Raw genomic sequence first — 16,315 nt, 5'->3', positions numbered from 1 at the left:
AAGGGCCGCTACTTGGCGCATCGGATTCCGCAGAATGCCACGCCGGCGGTGACAGCCGCGTCACCGCCTACGGCGCGACGTGGCGCACCCGGCCGCAGGACGGTGTTGATCGGCCGTCCGCCCTTGTCCCGTGCGGCTCAGGGCAGCGGGACAACGTCAGAGGACCTCGCGGCGCAGGGCGCGGGTGATGGGCTCCATGGCCTGACGGGTGTTGAGGCAGTGGTGCGTCACGGGGAGGGTGTGATGTGCGAGGGGGTGGCGCGTCATCGGCTGCCACCGTCGTGCCGACGCGGCGGGGACGACGGTGTCATCGCGGGCGCTCCATACGGTGATCGGGTACTCAAGCGGCCTGGGGCAGGGCCCGTAGTCGTAGGCGTCGAACAGGGCGAGGTCGGTACGCAGGGCCTGTAATGCCTCCCGGCGCCGTCGCGGGTGTCCGTCCCGTGGCAGGGGGATCGCAAGAGCGGTGGCGAGGGAGATCAGGGTTTCGTCGTCCATGGCCCGGCTGTTCAGGTCGAAGCCCGCGTATTCGGGTGGCGAGAAGGCCGCGCAGGCGTGGAGGGCGAGGGCCGGCCGGCGTCGGCGGGCGAGTTCCCAGGCGGTCTCGTAGCCGAGGGCCGCGCCCATGCTGTGTCCGAAGATCAGCAGGGGTTCCGTGACGTGGTGCAGCAGCCTGTCGGCAAGCCGGGTCGCGAGGGCCGCGAGGCCGGGGGCGGGTGCCGTTCCATCGGTCCGCCCGCCGGAACAGCGGGCGGACAGGATGCGGAATCCGGGGGTGAGGTAGCGGATCCAGTGCGCGAAGTCCGCGGCGGAGCCTCCCGCGCCGGGCAGGAGCAGCACGGCGGCCCCCGGACTGTCGCTCCATCCCTGCTCGGGCGCCAGATCCCACAGCAGACCGTCACCGAGTGCTCTCACGGTCGGAGCGTTCCCCTCCCCCTCCCCCTCTCCCCTTCCACCTTCGCCCTCATCACTCTTTCGCGGGAATACTCCGATGCTCTCTTTTCCGTACCTCGTGGCATGGGCAGATCCCCGAACGTCCGGTTGAGGGGGTTCTGCTGTGGGGGGCGGAGATGGATCGTGCAGCCGACAGCCGCGTGGGCGAAGTCCGTCGCGGCGTCGATGTGGCGGTCGTCGGGGTCGCGCTGCGTCTCCCCGGCGGGCTGAACGACCTGGACGCGCTGTGGTCCGCGCTTCTCGAAGGCCGGGACCTGGTCACGCGGATGCCCGCCGGACGGTTCGACGCGCGGGAGTTCGTCGATGCCGATCCGCGACGGCCGGGGCGCAGCTATACGGCGGCGGCCGGGGTCCTCGACGACATCGCGGGCTTCGACGCGGAGTACTTCTCCCTCTCCCCGCGCGAGGCCGAGCGCATGGACCCGCAGCAGCGCATCCTGCTGGAGCTGGCCGCCGAGGGAGTGGACGACGCCGGTATCGACCCGGCCCGCCTGGCCGGTTCCGCCACCGGGGTCTACGTCGGTGTGTCCCACCACGCCTACGCCAACCTCCAGTTGAGCCGGCTGGAGACCGTTGACGGGCACACCATGGCCGGTCTCGCGAGCGGTAACACCGCGGGCCGTCTCTCCCACGCCTTCGACCTGCGTGGTCCCAGCCTGGCCGTGGACACCGCCTGCTCGTCGAGTCTGGTCGCCCTCCACCAGGCGTGCGCGTTCCTCGGCTCCGGCGGGGAGATGGCGCTGGCCGCCGGGGTCAACCTCCTCGTCGGGCCCCAGGAGTTCGTCGGCTTCGCGAAGGCGTCGATGCTCTCGCCCACCGGCCGCTGCCGCGCCTTTTCCGCCGCCGCCGACGGGTTCGTCCGGGCCGAGGGCGGCGTGCTGCTCGTCCTCAAGCCCCTCGGCCGGGCCCTCGCCGACGGTGACCGCGTCCACGCCGTGATCACGGCCACCGGAACCAACAGCGACGGCCGCACCCCCGGCCTGGCCCAGCCCAGTGCCCGGGCGCAGGCCGCCCTGCTGCGCCTGGTGTACGGCCCGCCGGGGCCGGACGCCCGCGAGCTGGTCTACATGGAGGCGCACGGCACCGGCACGCCCGTGGGCGACCCGGTGGAGTGCGAGGCCGTCGCGGCGGCCCTGGCCGGCAGGTGCTCCGCGCTCTCGCCGCTGCCCATCGGGTCGGTCAAGACCAACCTCGGGCACCTGGAATCCGCGTCGGGGCTGGCCGGGCTGCTCAAAGCCCTCCTCGTCCTGCGCCACCGCGTCATCCCGCCCTCCCTGCACGGCCTTCCGGTCAATCCGGCCATCGACTTCCCTCGCCTGGGCCTGGCCCCCGTCAGCGCCGTCACCCCGCTGGCGACGTCGTCCGGCGGGCTGGTGGGCGTCAACTCCTTCGGGTTCGGCGGTTCCAACGCCCATGCGGTCCTCGCGCCCGCCCCCGCGCCCGCCCCTCGGCGGGATGTGCCCGAGGGCCCTCGGGCGGTGCTGGTCTCCGCGCGCACCGCCGGCGCCCTCGCCGCGGCCGCCACCGGGCTCGCCGACCACCTCGACACGGTGGGCGCCGACCCCGGCACGTTCTACGACATCGCCCACACGACCTTCACCCGCCGCGGCAGGCACTCCTGCCGTCGCGTGGTCCTGGCCGCCGACGCCCGTACCGCCGCCGCCCGGCTGCGGGCCGGCGCAGGGGCCCCGCCCGTTCCCGTCCTCGGCCGCGGGGCCGTCGCCTTCGTCTACAGCGGCAACGGCTCCCCGTGGACGGGAATGGGCCGCCGGTTGCTGACCGCCTCCGAGGGCGGGCCGGGGGCGGCGGCGTTCCGGGACGCCGTCGCCGAGGCCGACGCGGTCCTGTCGCCCCTGCTCGGCTGGTCCGTGAGGGACGAGCTGGCCCGCGGTGAGGACACGGTCCGGCAGGCGCGGACGGAGATCGCCCAACCGTTGCTGTTCACCGTGCAGGTGGCGCTCACCGCCGCGCTGGAGGCGTACGGAGTGCGCCCGGCCGGTGTCGCCGGGCACAGTGTCGGCGAGGTCGCCGCCGCCCACGCCTGCGGCGCGCTCGACCTCGTCTCCGCCGCCCAAGTCATCACCCACCGCAGCCGGGCCCAGGCCCGTACCGCCGGCTCCGGGCGGATGGCCGCCGTGGGACTGCCTCCCGGGAGGGCGCTGGAGGAGCTGGCGCCCTTCGAGGGGCTGCTGGAGCTGGCCGCCGTCAACAGCCCCCGCGACGTGACGATCGCCGGCGACGAGGCCGCCCTCGACGCGCTGGCCCGGAAGCTGGCCGGACAGGGCGTCTTCTTCCGGATGCTCGACCTCGACCACGCCTTCCACACCCGGCACATGGACCCCATCGAGGCGGAGCTGCACACCGCACTGGCCGCGCTGAGCCCACAGGCCGGGACACTCCCGTTCGCCTCGACCGTCACCGGCGCCCTCCAGCAGGGCGTATCCCTGACCGGGCCGTACTGGTGGCACAACGTCCGCCGGCCCGTGCGGCTGCCGGACGCCGTGCAGGCACTGGCGGACACGGGCTGCGACGCCTTCGTGGAGATCGGCCCGCACCCCGTCCTCGCCCACTACCTGCGCCGCATCCTCGGCACGGACGACACCGGGCCCACCCTGGTGCTCCCCACACTCGCGCGGGACCAGGACGGGCCCGAGGACCTGGAACGGACCGTCACCGCCCTGCTCGCCGCCGGCGCACGTACCGACGCCGGCAGTCTCTTCCCCCTGCCGGGCCGGGTCCGGGACCTGCCCGCCTACCCCTGGCAGCGGGAACACCACTGGCACGGTTCGCCCCGTTGGTTCAGCACGGGCTGCGGTGACGGCCGAAGCCACCATCCCCTCCTCGGCGAGCGCGCCGACCACGCCGAACCTCTCTGGCAACTGCGCGTCGACCCCACCCACCACCGGTGGCTCGCCGACCACGTCGTCACCGGCGCGGTCGTCCTCCCCGCCGCCGCCTTCGCCGAAGCGGCCCTCGGCGCCGGCCGTCTCCACCACCAAGGCCCCGTCCAGCTCCAGGATCTCGCCGTCGAACGGGCCCTGACCCTGCCCTTCGACGACCCCGCCATGGACGTCCGCCTCCAGACCTCGCTCGACGCGGGCGACGGCACCGTGCGCATCGCCAGCCGCGACGGCACCGGGCCCTGGCGCCCGCACGCCCGGGCCGTCGTACGCCGCCTGCTGCGCGGGCGACCGGCGCCGCAGGACATCCGGTCGGTGCGCGCCCGCCTGCCGAGAACCGTCTCCGCAGCGGACGTCCGCGCGAGGGCGGCCGCCGCGGGCATCGCCTACGGTCCGGCCTTCCGCGTTCTCACCGGCCTGGAGGCCGGCGACGGCGAGGTCCTGGCCCGGTACGCGCTGCCCGCACCCCCTGAGCCGGACACGACCGCCCCGTACGTCCTTCACCCGGCCCTCCTCGACGGCGCTCTCCAGGCAGGGGCCCCTCTCCTCGCCCAGGACGGCACCGGGGAGGACCACGCGCCCGACGCCCCCTACCTCCCCGCGGCCATCGCGGTGCTGCGCGTCTGGGCCGAGGCCCCCGCCGAGGGGTGGATCCATGTACGCCGCCGCGAGGCCACCGTGCGGGAGGTGACCTGGGACATCCGCCTCCTGGACGGCCAGGGCCAGGTCATCGCCGAGGTCGAGGAGTGCCGGCTGCGCCGCTTCGAGACCGCCGCCGGCGCCGCGCCCAGGCACCTTGCCACGGTCCTGCACGCGGCGCCCCGCACCTCCGGCCCGGTCGACCCGGCCCCGCGCCTGCCCGCGGTGCGGGAACTGGCCCGTGCGGCCGGGCGCTCGGTTGCCGGGTCCTGGGACGGCGAACGCTATGTCCGAGGCACCGCCCTGGTCGACCGGCTCAGCGCGCACTTCACCCTTCGGGCCTTGCGCGTCCTGGCGCCCGGAGCCACCACCCACACGCCCGACAGCCTCATCGCCGCCGGCGCGCTCCCCGTATACCGGCGCATGCTCCACGCCGCCCTCGACCAGGCCGAACGCGTGGGACTGCTGCGCCGGGACGGTGACGCCGGCTGGACGCCGACCACCCGTCCCGACCCCCACGGCGTGCTGGACCAGCTGCTCCGAGCGGCCCCCGCGTGCGCCACGGAAGCGACGCTGCACACCTACTGCGGCACCCTGCTGCCCGAGGTGCTCCTCGGCCGCCACGACGCCCACGCCATGCTCTTCGACGAGAGCGGCCGCCACTGGGTGGAGAACTACTATTCCGCCAGTGTCGTGGCCCGCCACGAGAAGGCCCTGGCGGCCGCCTTCGTCCGCGAGCTCGTCCGGCGCTGGCCCGAGGGCCGGCCCCTGCGCGTCCTGGAAGTCGGCGCCGGCACCGGAGCGTTGACAGCGGCACTGCTCGACGTCCTGACGCCCGGACGCGCGCACTACACGTTCACCGACATCTCCACGGCGTTCTTCCCGCGCGCCCGCGCCCGGTTCGCCGGCCATGACCACATCGTCTACCGCCCGCTCGACCTGGACCGGGACCCGGTCTCCCAGGGGTTCGCCCCGGGCGCGTACGACCTCGTCGTGGCCGACAACGTCCTGCACACCACCGCCCGGCTGCGCGAGACCGTCACCCGTCTCGCCGGTCTGCTCGGCGAGGGCGGGCACCTGCTGGCTGCCGAGACCCACAACCTGGACCGGTTCCTGCCCTGCTTCGGCCAGCTGACGAGCTTCTGGGACACCGACGACGCCGATCTGCGGCCTCATTCCCCGCTCCTGACGGCCGCGCAGTGGCACGAGCTGTTCACCGCCCATGGTTTCGACGAGACGGCCCGGCTGAACGGGGACGAGGCCCAGGCCGACCACTCCGTACTCGTCGCGCGCCGCGCGCCGGCACGGACCGGCAACCGGCACGCCCCCGGCTCCGAGGACCGCGCCACGGCCCCCGATGACACCCCCGCGACCAGCTGGATCGTCGCCGCCGAGCAGCCGGACGACCAGCTCGCCCACGCCCTCGCGGACGCCCTCGGCCCGGCGCGGGACGCCCCCGTGTCCGTCGTCCGGGCCACCACCGACCCTGACGAGTGGGCCGCCCGGCTACGGCCCGACGAGCCCCGGCCCCAACTGGTTCTCCTCCTGGGCACCGGCGGCACGGAGGTTCTCACCGCCCCCGACCGCGACCGGGCCGGCCTCGAACGGGCCGTCACCCGCACCGCCGTTCTGCGCGCCGTCGCCCAGGTCTGCGCGCAGCTGCCCCCTGCGGTCGCCCCCGTCCTGTGGCTGATCACCCGCCCGTCGGGAGCCGTGCCCGGGGCGGGGACCGGCCTGGAACCGGCCGACTGCGTACCGTGGGCGGTCGCCCGTATCCTCGCCAACGAGCAGCACCGGCCCGCTGTCAGGCGGCTGGCCTTCGCACGCGGGCCGTCGCCGGAGGCCGACGCCGCCCGCCTGGCACGCGAACTGCTGGAGCCGACGGACGAGGACGAGATCGTCCTCACCCCCGCCGGCCGCTTCGTCCCCCGGCTGTGCGACCTGCCCGCCGCCACCGCCCCGGCCGACGGGCGCTGCCACCGGCTGCGGCTGCGCCGGCCGGGGCTCGGCTTCGGACTCGACTGGGTGCCCGCGCCCGCCCCACCCGCCCCCGGCCCTGGTGAGGTGACCATCGAGGTACGGGCGGCGGGGCTCAACTACCGTGACGTCCTGCTGGCCAGCGGCTCCCTGCCTCCTGGAGCCGAGGTCCCCGCCCCTGGTGAACACGGCCTGGGTCTGGAGTGCGCGGGCGTCGTCACCGCCGTCGGCGAGGGCACGGGACTCGCTGTGGGGGACCGGGTCTTCGCCTGCGCGACCGGCGCTCTGGCCTCGCACGTCGTCGTCCCCGCCGTGAGCACCGGGCGCGTCCCGGACGGGATGTCGTACGCCGAGGCGGCGACCCTGCCCGTCGCCTTCTTCACCGTGCACCATTCCCTGGAACACCTGGCCCGTCTCGGGGAAGGGGAGACACTCCTCGTCCACGGCGGCGCCGGCGGCGTGGGCCTCGCCGCCCTTCAGTACGCGCGGCACGTCGGCGCCCGGACCGTCGTCACCGCCGGCAGCCCCGCCAAGCGCGCGCTGCTGTCCCTGCTGGGTGCCTGTCACGTCCTGGACTCCCGCACGCTCGGTTTCGCCGACCAGGTGCGCGAAGCGACCGGCGGAGAGGGCGTCGACGTCGTCCTCAACTCCCTTGCGGGCGAGGCCATCGCCCGCAATCTCGACACCCTCCGCCCCGGCGGCCGCTGCGTCGAACTCGGCAAGCGCGACATCCACGGCGGCGGCCGCCTGGCCCTGCGGGCCTTCGGCGACAACCTGTCCTTCCACGCCGTCGACGCCCTCCGCATGCTCAGCCGGCAGCCCGACCTGTCGGCACGGCACTTCGCCGACCTCACCCACCGCGTCCGGCAGGGGATCTACCGGCCGCTGCCGCACCACCTCCACCCGGCCCACGACGTCATGGCCGCGTTCACCCTGCTGCGCCGCTCGCACCACGTCGGCAAGGTGGTCATCAGCCTCACTCCGCCGCCACGCCTCACCGAGGTCCCCCGGCGTCTCGTCTGTGACCCCGACGCCACGTACCTCGTCACCGGAGGTCTCACCGGGCTGGGAGCCGCCACCGCGGGCTTCCTCGCCGACCGGGGAGCCCGCCGCCTCGCCCTCGTCTCCCGCCGCGGCCCCGCCACCCCGGGCGCCGACGCCCTGGTCACCGACCTGGCCCGACGCGGCGCCACCGCCACGGTCCACGCCGCCGACGTCGCCGATCCGGCCGCCATGACCGCCGTCCTCACCAGCATCGCCGCCACGGGACGGCCCCTGCGCGGTGTCGTCCACTCGGCGATGGTGGTGAGGGACGCGCTGCTGGCCGAGCTGAGCGACGAGAGCGTCGAAGCGACCCTCGCGCCGAAACTGAGCGGCACCATGGTCCTGGACCGCCTGACCCGCGGAACACCCCTGGACTTCTTCGTCGTCCACTCGTCCGCCTCCGCCACCGTCGGCCTCCGCGCCCAGGCGGCCTACGCCGCGGGCAACCTCGTCATGGAGGGGATCGTCCGCGCGCGCCGGGCGGCCGGGCTCCCCGGCCTGGCCGTGGGGTGGGGGCTGTCCGGAGAAGTGGGAGTGGCGGCCGCGGGGGAGGTCGTCGAGGTGCTGGCGCGCATGGGGCTCGCCCCCATGTCCACCGGCCAGATCCTCACCGCCCTCGAAGACCTCATGACCCGTCCGGGAGGCGGCCCGGGCGTCGCGCAGGTGGCCCACATCGACTTCGGCCGGCTGGCCACGATCCTTCCGGGCCTGCACACACCGCGGTTCGGCGGACTCCTGTCCGAGCAGCCACCCGGTGACCGGACCGACGAAACCCTCCGCCCGTCCGGCAGCGGTCCCGCCCTCACCCGGGACACGCTCGCCGATCTGCTCGTCACCCTCGTCGCCCGCGTCACCCAACGTGCCCCCGAACGCGTCGACCGCACCAGCAGCATGGACGCGCTCGGCATGGACTCCCTCATGGCCACCGAACTGGTCGTCAGTCTCCAAAGCGAACTGGCCCACGAGATCCCCACCATGGAGGTCGTCAACGCCGACAGCATCGACGACCTCGCCTCCCGCATCCTCAGCCTCCTCGGCACGCCCGCCGGCCCATGACCACGCCCGGCACAGCCTCGACGAGGGATGCGCCTCCCGGACGGCGGGCTGTGCCGCTGCCGCCGGGCCGTCGCCGGGCAGCCACGCCCGTGGTCTGACCGGGGCTCTTCCTGCTGGGCCTCGACTGTGACCCCCGGCCTGGAGGACGGCCTCAAGCCCGGCGTCACCGCACCGCACTGCGCTGGATCTCTGTGGGCTATCCCTCTGGTTGAGCCCCCGGTGCGGTAGTGGCGTGCGTAATGGTTCTCAGGTGTTCAACCGACTCGATTTTCGCGATGAGGTCCGTGTCGGCCACGGGACGCCTGCTGACGGGCGGAATGTAGAGCGTAAGTCCCTGATGCAATTGGTCGTGGTGCTGTTCCATGTCGGCCAGGGTGAAACGTACGACCGAGGCGTCGAAGAGCGGGTGCGGGCTGCTGTAGACCGCGGCGACCTCGTGCTCCGGCGGATAGAAACGGAGCAGATATTCCTTGATCCGGAAGAACCGTTCCGGATTGTTGGGCGCGCTGGAATAGAGGACGGATTCCACTGCCCCTACCTGCCAGAGCAGGCAGGGAACGTCGGCTTGCAGGGGACGCTGCCGGACCAGGAGGTCCGTGGCCTCGTACATCTGCAGACCGTCGATGGCCGGATCGAAGTCCAGGTCGATGACCATCGTGTCCAGCGCGGAAACGGCGGGAAGAACCTTGGCCTCCAGTCCCAGATACGGCGCGGCGTCAAGAATTTGACGTGTCGGGTAGACGTAGACCAAAGGGTGGCCGTAGGTCGCAAACGTCACAGGAGGGTGATCGAGGGCGGCCGCGAGCACCATGGCGCTCATGGTGTCGTACGCCTTGAGGCGGTTCTCGTCCTCCTTGTAGCTGACCGGATGAAGATCGGTGACGCGACCGCACAGGTCCCGCAGGTGGGCCATACCCGCCGGAAGAGTGGGTACCGCCAGAATTTCCTGCGACCGACGGCAGGCGGACTCAGTCTCCCGCGTCACATGTTCAATCCCTTTGATGCCCAGGCCGACGATACAGATGTCCGGCTCTCGGCGGTTGGCCTGCGAAGCCATATTCGCTCCCCTGCGTGCCGTCATCGGAAGAGGGCCAGCATTTCCGTGATCCGTTCGAAGCGGTTCTCAGGCGACTCTTTGATCGTGCGGCTCAGCCGCTCGATCTCCGCTCGACGCGCATGGTCGGACGGCTCCAGAGCCACGATGTCGTGGTTGATCAGAGCGAACCTGATGGTGACGTGCAGGGCACCGGGGAAGAACGCTTCCACCCTGGAGAGATCCCGCGACAGCAGGACCTCTCGCTCCTCGTCCGTCAGGTCGTAGTCCCTCAGGGCACTCCCGGGGTCCGACTCGACGGCGGTCCGGAACTGCTCGTCCAGAAGCGCCCGGTCAAGAACCTCTTGCATGGCCGTACGGGACATACGCCCCTCCTTGCTCCGAACTGGCAGCCGGACTTCCGGCGCCGACACGGCCGGGTCCTCCGTCGCCCCATCCTCTGCGCACACGGGCCGTACACGCCTGTCGGATACTGCCGGACAGGTGACGGACGGGCCCAGGTGCCGCAAGTGCGGGCCGGCGGCCCGGAGCGCGGGCCGGGATCGCGCGCGACACGCCGGGGCGAGCGAGCCGACGAACGACTTGTGCCTCGTACTCGACGACGGCGAGTGGTTCATGAGGCAGCTCGGCACCGACGGATCAGTCGCCTGCTGGGCCTTCTACGGCCCTGACCTGACGCGATCGTGTACGCGCCTGTCGCCCGATGAGCTACGCACCGACGGAGTTCGGGACTGCTGCATGGGTTCCGTCCGGTACGGCACGGTCCAGCGTCCGTACCGGACGGAAGAGAGGCAGCGTGGGGCCGCTCTGCCTACCCGCTGGCGCAGACAACGAATGCGTGCAAATTGACGGGGACGGACCCCAGGTTGGCCCCTGTAACCGTCCAGGAATTGACGTCGGCTTCGGAAGCGGACAGGTGAGTCTGCAGAGGGTTGCTTTCGAACTCCCCTCCACCGCCGGTAGGAGTTGTACCGGCCGGGCAAAATGCTGCGGTGGAGCGGTCCTGTCCAGGGGGAACCGATTCCGATGGGCCGGTGACCTCGGTGTAGGTCACCTGGATTTTGCGCTTGTTGCCTGATGTGCTGCTGGCATCCTCTTGTGCGGTGGCAACTCCTGCGCCGACAGCAAGTGTTACGAGTACCGCGATCACGAAAGTTCTGGTGCGCTTCATTCATTTCCGCCTTGCGTTGCGGTGGCCTTGGACCTTCTCTCTTCCCATGACATCCACACGCGCTCGATCAATCACTCAAGCAGTCCAAGGAAATCGATTCCGCACCCTCGAAAAGAGCAATCTCATACCGGAACCCGGCCATCAACCGCCGGCAGCCAAATATCGAGCTTGAGAAGTCAGTGCGCCAGCCCACGCAGGATCGCGGTCTCCACCGGCGAGAAGTCCCTGCGTGGGCGGTCGAGCCGGAGCGGTCCGGACGGGCTGAGACCCGGCTGCCCCAAGAAGCGCGGGGTCTTCCCTCTGTGCGGCTGGCCGGCGTGCACCAGGAACGGGTGGCACAGGTAGACATCGCCCGCGCGGCCCGTGGCCTGGGCCGTCGGGCGGTGCGCGCTGGCCGCCTGCGCGCGCTGCGCCAGTTGTCCGGCGTCCAGACCGCCCACGCCCTCGGGTTCCAGGACCCGTGCCACGTCCAGGTGGGAGCCGACGCGCAGGCGGGTGGGCGCGTCGTCCTCCGTCACGTCCGAGAACAGGAAAAGCATCAGTAGCGCGCGGTCCTTGGATGCAACGTTCGCGCGCCAGGTCATGTAGTCACCGGGATCGGACTCGGGGCCGGGGAAGCTCACATCGACGTGCCACCCGTCGACGACGGCCGGCGTGTTCCCGGGAAAGCGGATCACGAAGCCGCCCAGGCTGGCGCGTGGCCGCCAGCAGCCCTTTCCTACGAGGGTGTCGAACGCGGCATGCAGGCGTGGGGTATTGGCCGCCGCCTCGAACGGCGCCTGTGTGTAGTCCGGTCGTGTCGCCACCGGGCTCGGCCAGGTAGAGGCATCGCCGGGGTCGGCGTCGAGATCCCGCCAGATGATCCTGCGGCACTCGTCGGCGAGTTCCCGCGAGAACGCGCCCTCGATCCGAACGAAGCCGTCCTCGATGAAGGCATTCACCCACATGTCGTCGAACACAAGCACACCCTGCCCGTCGAAGCGCCGACAACGCCAAGGATTATCCGCTCCGCCGTCCACCGCCATGAGACGTGCGCACCGTCGGGCGGGCATGCGGTGCGCCACCGCGCCCACCGCATTCGTCCTGGCCACGCAGGAGATGGACATCACGACCCCGCACCCCGGGGCGAGCTCCGTGACGTCCACCGGGCGGGCATGCGGGCCAGCGCCGAGGGCCGGCCGAGTGGGGCGTCCCCAAGTCCCCCGACGGCGACCTGTACCGCCGCTCCACGCACTACAGCAGCGGTCACACGCTGGGGCTGGGATCGAGGACCGGGCGGGCGCCCTCCTGGAGAAGCCGGGAGGGAGAACCGCTCCCCGAAAGGAGGACACCGGCCTCTTGGCAGACATGGTGCCATGTGAAATGTTACTGCTGTGGTCATGACATTGTCGTCGCGCATCGCCCGCACGTCCGGCAGCCCGGACGTGATCATCATCGGGGCCGGAGTGGTCGGCGCGGCCTGCGCCCACTACGCCACCCGTGCTGGACTGTCCGTCACCGTTCTGGACCGCGGTCCCGTCGCGGGCGGCACCACCGGCGCCGGCGAAGGAAATCTCCTGGTCTCCGACAAGGAGCCGGGCCCCGAGCTGGAACTGGCCCTGCACTCGTCCCGGTTGTGGCGCGAGCTGGCCGAGGAACTGCCGGTGGCCGTCGAGTACGAGGCGAAGGGCGGTGTCGTCGTCGCCTCCGACGAGACCCGCCTCGCGGCCCTGCGCGCTCTCGCCGCGGCGCAGTCCGACGCCGGGGTCGATGCGCGCGAGGTCCCCGGCGGGCGGCTCCACGAGCTGGAGCCGCACTTGGCCGAAGGGATGGCCGGCGGGATCCACTACCCCCAGGACGCGCAGGTCCAGCCCGCCCTGGCCGCCGCCCATCTGCTGCGCGCGTCGGGTGCCGAGGTGCGCTGCGGGGAGGAGGTCACGGCGGTGCTCACCGCCGCCGACGGGGCGGTGTGTGGCGTGGCCACCGCGTCCGGCGCCCGCCTGCTCGCGCCGCACGTGGTGAACGCGGCGGGGACGTGGGGCGGTGACGTGGCCCGGATCGCCGGCGTGCGGCTGCCCGTCCTCCCCCGGCGCGGCTTCGTCCTGGTGACCGAGCCGTTGCCGCGCGTCGTCCGCCACAAGGTGTACGCGGCCGACTATGTCGCCGACGTCGCGAGCGGTTCGGCGGCGCTACAGACGTCCGCCGTGGTCGAAGGCACCCCGGCGGGACCGGTGCTGATCGGTGCGAGCCGCGAGCGGGTCGGCTTCGACCGCACGCTCTCCGTCGAGGTCCTGCGCCGGCTCGCCCAGCGGGCGACCGCGCTGTTCCCGGTGCTCGGCGGGGTGCGGGCGATCCGTACGTACGCGGGTTTCCGCCCCTATCTGCCCGATCATCTGCCGGCCATCGGTCCCGACCCCCGTGTGCCGGGTCTGCTGCACGCGTGCGGCCATGAGGGGGCGGGCATCGGTCTGGCCCCCGTCACCGGCGTGCTGACGGCTGCCGCGCTCACGGGTTCCGTGCCGCCCCTGGACCCCCGTCCCTTCCGGCCCGACCGCTTTCCCGACCTCTCCGGAGCCCCCGTCCGATGACCCCGTTGACACGCAGTACCGAGGAAAGGCGGACCTCATGAAGCCGCGTCGCACGACGAGCCGCGGGCACAATCGTCCGGCGGGCGGGGCGCGAAGCCGTCCGACGCCCCATGATGTGGTGGCGGCCGAACCGGGCGCCGCCTTCGAGATCACCTTCGACGGCCGGCCCGTCGCCGCCCTGCCCGGCCAGTCCGTCGCCGCCGCGCTGTGGGCCGCGGGCATCCTGGCCTGGCGTACCACCCGCGGCCGTGGCCGGCCACGCGGCGTCTTCTGCGGCATCGGCCAGTGCCACGACTGCCTGGTCACCGTCAACGGCACCCCGAACCGCCGCGCCTGCCTCCTCCCGGCCGCACCCGGCGACGCCGTCACCACCCAGGAGGGTCCGGGCCGTGCCGACCTCGCCGTCTGACGCGCCACGCCACGGCCCCTCCGGTGAGCGTCCCGGACCATCCCCGCACGCCTACGACCTCGTGGTGATCGGCGCGGGACCCGCGGGCCTGGCCGGAGCCGTCACCGCCGGCGAACTCGGGCTGCGTACCGCCCTGGTGGACTCGGACGGGCTGACCGGCGGGCAGTTCTACCGCAGTCCCCCGCCCGCCCTCGGCGCCCGCCGCCCGGAGGCGCTGCACCATGGCTGGTCCGCGTATGCGGGCCTCCGCGACCGCCTGCGCCGCTGTCCGGCCGTCAGCCATCTCCCCCGGCACCACGTCTGGAGCGTGGTACGCGATCCGGGCCGCGCCGGCCTGTGGACGGTCCACGCCCTCACCGGTCCCGACGGCACGGACCGCACCCCGGTGCGTCTGACCGCCCGCGGAGTCCTCATCGCGACGGGTGCCGTCGAACGCCATCTTCCCTTCCCCGGCTGGACGTTGCCGGGCGTGGTCAGCGCGGGGGGCGCCCAGGCCATGCTCAAGTCGGGGCTGGTCCTCCCCGGGCGGCGGATCGTCGTCGCGGGCAGCGGTCCGCTGCTGCTGGCCACCGCGACCTCGCTCACCGGCGCGGGCGCCGACGTCCCGGCGCTCGTCGAGGCCGCCGGATACCTCGGTTACGCCCGCCACCCCGGCGCCCTCACCGCCAACCCGGACAAGGCCGCCGAGGCCGTCGTCCACGGCAGTGCCCTGCTGCGTCACCGGGTCCGGGTGCACACCCGCAGCGCGGTCACCGAAGCGCACGGGACGGACCGTGTCGAAGCCGTGACGGTCTCCCGTCTGGACCGGCGGTGGCGGCCCGTTCCCGGCACCGCCCGTCGCATCTCCTGCGACGCGGTGGCCGTCGGCCACGGCCTGGTCCCGCAGATCGACCTGGCCACCGCACTCGGGTGCGCCGTGCGCCGGACCGCCGACGGCAGCCACGCGGTGGCCACCGACCGCGGTCTGGCCACCTCGGTGCCCGGCGTCTGGGCGGCCGGCGAGAGCCGCGGCATCGGCGGTGCGGCGGCCGCCCTGGCCGAGGGCGAACTGGCCGGTCTCACTGCCGGAGCCCGGCTCCGCGGCGAGATGCCGCCGCCCGCGCGCACCGCGGGACTGCGCCGCCGGATCGCCCGCATGAGGGCCTTCGCCGACGCGATGGCCGCCGTGCACGCCCCGGGCCCCGGCTGGACCGACTGGCTCACCGGCGACACCGAGGTGTGCCGGTGCGAGGAGGTCACCGCGGACCGCGTCCGCGAGGCCGCCGCGGACCTCGGTGCCCACGACACCCGTACGGTCAAGCTCCTCACCCGGGCCGGGATGGGCTGGTGCCAGGGCCGGATCTGCTCCACGGCCGTCACCTGCCTGGCCGGACGGCACATGGCGTCCGGAGCACCCGGCGCGGGACCGGCTCCCGACCGCCGCCCGCTCGCCGCCCCCGTCCCCCTGTCCGCACTGGCCGAACTCCCCCCGGCGGGCGCGGGAACGCCCGCTCCCGAAGAACGGGCATGACGTCCGGGCCCGCGCGGCCCGGAGAGGACCTGCCGCCTCCTCGCACCCCGGCCCCCGTGGCCACCGACCTCCGCACCCACGCGCACCCGTATTCCGTAGGAGCCCCCATGGACACCAGTACCTCCTGGAGCACCACCCGCCCCTGGCGCGGCATCATGGTCGCCACCGCGCTCCCCCTGCGCGACGACCTCTCCGTCGACCACGACGCCTACGCCGACCACGTGCGTTTTCTGCTCGACAACGGTTGCGACGGCGTCGTTCCCAACGGCTCGCTCGGCGAGTACCAGACGCTGACGGACGAGGAGCGCGCCCGGGTGGTGACGACGGCCGTCGCGGTGGCCGGCGGCGCTCGGGTCATGCCCGGCGTCGCCGCGTACGGCGCCGCCGGGTCCCGCCGCTGGACCGAGCAGGCGGCCGAGGCGGGCTGCGGCAGCGTCCTGCTGCTTCCGCCGAACGCCTATCGCGCCGAGCCTGCCGCGGTACGTGACCACTACGCCGAGGTGGCCTCGGTGGGCCTGCCGGTGGTCGCGTACAACAACCCGATCGACACCAAGGTCGACCTCGTCCCCCCGCTCCTCGCCGAGCTGCACGCGGCCGGGCACATCGTGGCCGTCAAGGAGTTCAGCGGTGATGTCCGCCGGGCCTACGAACTCGCCGAACTCGCCCCGGGCCTGGACCTCCTCATCGGGGCCGACGATGTCCTGCTCGAACTGGCCCTCGCGGGCGCGGTCGGCTGGATCGCCGGTTACCCGAACGCCTTCCCGGCCTCCTGCGCCGAGCTGTTCCACGCCGCGACCGCGGGCGACCTCGACCGGGCCCTGCCGCTGTACAAGTCCCTGCACTCCCTGCTGCGGTGGGACTCCAAACCCGAGTTCGTGCAGGCCATCAAGGCGTCCATGGACCTCGTGGGCCGCCGCGGCGGCCCGACCCGTCCGCCGCGGCTGCCGCTGACGGGGCCGGCCGGGCAGGCCGTGCGGTCCGCCACCGGCAAGGCCCTCGCCGACGGACACCGCTGACGGACACCGGCCAGGACG

Annotated in this window: 9 protein-coding genes; 5 read left to right on the top strand and 4 right to left on the bottom strand. The window is 73.2% G+C overall.

Going from position 1 to position 16,315, the window contains the following annotated elements:
* Positions 1 to 156: 156 nt before the first annotated feature.
* Positions 157 to 915, bottom strand: a complete 759-nt coding sequence (locus tag AC51EU_RS02000) for a thioesterase II family protein (RefSeq protein ID WP_496264841.1) — start codon at positions 913 to 915, stop codon at positions 157 to 159.
* A 155-nt stretch (positions 916 to 1,070) separates the two neighbouring features.
* Here AC51EU_RS02000 and AC51EU_RS01995 point away from each other — a divergent pair, with 155 nt between their 5' ends.
* Positions 1,071 to 8,570 (top strand): SDR family NAD(P)-dependent oxidoreductase, encoded by a 7,500-nt coding sequence (locus AC51EU_RS01995; RefSeq protein WP_496264840.1) that lies wholly within the window; start codon positions 1,071 to 1,073, stop codon positions 8,568 to 8,570.
* 196 nt (positions 8,571 to 8,766) lie between these two features.
* Here AC51EU_RS01995 and AC51EU_RS01990 read toward each other — a convergent pair whose 3' ends face one another.
* The 3 genes from AC51EU_RS01990 to AC51EU_RS01980 all read right to left on the bottom strand — a co-directional run bounded on the left by AC51EU_RS01990 (position 8,767) and on the right by AC51EU_RS01980 (position 11,754).
* The gene (locus tag AC51EU_RS01990) at positions 8,767 to 9,627 is read right to left on the bottom strand and encodes an SAM-dependent methyltransferase (RefSeq protein WP_496264839.1); all 861 of its coding nucleotides are present in this window, start codon (positions 9,625 to 9,627) and stop codon (positions 8,767 to 8,769) included.
* 20 nt (positions 9,628 to 9,647) lie between these two features.
* A complete protein-coding gene (locus AC51EU_RS01985; protein WP_496264838.1) occupies positions 9,648 to 9,974 on the bottom strand; it encodes an Os1348 family NHLP clan protein in 327 nt (108 codons plus the stop codon).
* Positions 9,975 to 10,971: 997 nt separating this feature from the next.
* A complete protein-coding gene (locus AC51EU_RS01980; protein ID WP_496264837.1) occupies positions 10,972 to 11,754 on the bottom strand; it encodes a phytanoyl-CoA dioxygenase family protein in 783 nt (260 codons plus the stop codon).
* Between the two features lie 420 nt (positions 11,755 to 12,174).
* Between AC51EU_RS01980 and AC51EU_RS01975 the strand changes: the two genes are divergently transcribed.
* The 4 genes from AC51EU_RS01975 to AC51EU_RS01960 all read left to right on the top strand — a co-directional run bounded on the left by AC51EU_RS01975 (position 12,175) and on the right by AC51EU_RS01960 (position 16,297).
* A complete protein-coding gene (locus AC51EU_RS01975; RefSeq protein ID WP_496264836.1) occupies positions 12,175 to 13,362 on the top strand; it encodes an NAD(P)/FAD-dependent oxidoreductase in 1,188 nt (395 codons plus the stop codon).
* 118 nt (positions 13,363 to 13,480) lie between these two features.
* Positions 13,481 to 13,771, top strand: coding sequence for a (2Fe-2S)-binding protein (locus tag AC51EU_RS01970; RefSeq protein WP_496264835.1), 291 nt, complete (start codon positions 13,481 to 13,483; stop codon positions 13,769 to 13,771).
* Complete coding sequence (locus AC51EU_RS01965; RefSeq protein WP_496264834.1) at positions 13,752 to 15,281, top strand: FAD/NAD(P)-dependent oxidoreductase; 1,530 nt, start codon at positions 13,752 to 13,754, stop codon at positions 15,279 to 15,281. Before AC51EU_RS01970 ends, AC51EU_RS01965 begins: the two co-directional genes overlap by 20 nt.
* A gap of 107 nt (positions 15,282 to 15,388) precedes the next feature.
* Complete coding sequence (locus AC51EU_RS01960; RefSeq protein WP_496264833.1) at positions 15,389 to 16,297, top strand: dihydrodipicolinate synthase family protein; 909 nt, start codon at positions 15,389 to 15,391, stop codon at positions 16,295 to 16,297.
* Positions 16,298 to 16,315: the final 18 nt, after the last annotated feature.

It is taken from the genome of Candidatus Streptomyces philanthi (assembly GCF_059553635.1).
The sequence above is the reverse complement of the archived record's forward strand: the minus strand, read 5'-3'. Positions and strand labels throughout refer to the sequence as shown.

Coding starts and splice junctions, on each gene's coding strand:
- AC51EU_RS01960 (WP_496264833.1), top strand. CDS start 15,389: ATGGACACCAGTACCTCCTGGAGCACCACCCGCCCCTGGCGCGGCATC.
- AC51EU_RS01975 (WP_496264836.1), top strand. CDS start 12,175: ATGACATTGTCGTCGCGCATCGCCCGCACGTCCGGCAGCCCGGACGTG.
- AC51EU_RS01995 (WP_496264840.1), top strand. CDS start 1,071: ATGGATCGTGCAGCCGACAGCCGCGTGGGCGAAGTCCGTCGCGGCGTC.
- AC51EU_RS01985 (WP_496264838.1), bottom strand. CDS start 9,974: ATGCAAGAGGTTCTTGACCGGGCGCTTCTGGACGAGCAGTTCCGGACC.
- AC51EU_RS01990 (WP_496264839.1), bottom strand. CDS start 9,627: ATGGCTTCGCAGGCCAACCGCCGAGAGCCGGACATCTGTATCGTCGGC.